Annotated in this window: 2 protein-coding genes; both read right to left on the bottom strand. The window is 63.7% G+C overall.

Annotation, left to right across the window (positions count from 1 at the left end):
- Nucleotides 1-709, bottom strand: a 709-nt coding sequence (minD, locus tag AC1DT2_RS23950) for a septum site-determining protein MinD (RefSeq protein ID WP_477299190.1), incomplete at its 3' end; no start/stop codon positions are given.
- 34 nt (nucleotides 710-743) lie between these two features.
- On the bottom strand, nucleotides 744-1,182 hold a 439-nt coding region (minC, locus tag AC1DT2_RS23945), incomplete at its 5' end, for a septum site-determining protein MinC (RefSeq protein ID WP_477299188.1).

Below are 1,182 nucleotides of genomic sequence, written 5' to 3'. Positions count from 1 at the left end.
GACCGGCATTGGAGTCGTCGTTGAGAATCACCGGTACGCCGGCATTGGATGCGGCGAGCACGTTTTCCGATTCCGGAATCACGCCGACGACGTTGATACCGAGGATGTCCTCGACGTCCTTCACGCTGAGCATTTCGCCGGCTTCGACGCGATTCGGGTTGTAGCGCGTCAGCAGCAGGTGCTGCTTGATCGGCGTTTCACCCTTTTCGGCGCGACGGGTCTTGCTGGCGAGCAGGCCGAGGATGCGATCCGAGTCGCGCACCGAGGAGACTTCGGGGTTGACGACGACGACGGCATGGTCGGCGAAGTACATCGCCAGGTGCGCGCCCTTTTCGATACCAGCCGGGGAATCGCAGACGACGTAGTCGAAGTTTTCCTTGGTCAGCTCGTCGAGGACTTTTTCCACGCCTTCCTGGGTGAGCGCGTCCTTGTCGCGCGTCTGCGACGCGGCGAGCACGAACAGGGTCTCGTGGCGCTTGTCCTTGATCAGGGCCTGCTTGAGCGTGGCTTCGCCGTGCACGACGTTGACGAAGTCGTAAACCACGCGCCGCTCGCAGCCCATGATCAGGTCGAGATTGCGCAGGCCGACGTCGAAATCGATGACGGCGACTTTTTTGCCTTCGAGCGCGAGACCGGTGGCGAGGGAGGCGCTGGTGGTGGTCTTGCCGACTCCGCCCTTGCCGGAGGTGACGACGATGATTTCTGTCAAGAGATGTCTCCGCGAATAAGCGTGGGACCGCGCGTCACAGGCGCGCGATCATGAGTTTTCCATTATCGAGCCAGCATTGCACGGCCTGGCCCTCGAATTCTTTCGGCATGTCTTCGAATACGCGGTAATGCCCGGCGATCGCGACCAGTTCGGCACGGAAGTCGGAGCAGAAGATGCGTGCGGATTCGTCGCCTTGTGCGCCGGCCATGGCGCGACCGCGAAGGCCGCCGTAGATGTGGATCGAACCGTCGGCGATGACTTCCGCGCCATTGGCCACCGCTGCCGTGACGACCAGATCGCGGTCCCGCGCATAGATCTGCTGGCCGGAACGCACGGCGCTGCCGGTGTGGTGTTGAGCGGTGGTGGTGCTGCCCGGCTCGACATCCTGGTCGATCGTCGCCATGGCCGCCACCGGCTCGCTGCGTGCGGGTACGCCGCCAGCGGGCGTTGCGGCGGACTGGCCGGGTTCGTAC

Source organism: Luteibacter sp. P4_E6, assembly GCF_056401535.1.
The sequence above is the reverse complement of the archived record's forward strand: the minus strand, read 5'-3'. Positions and strand labels throughout refer to the sequence as shown.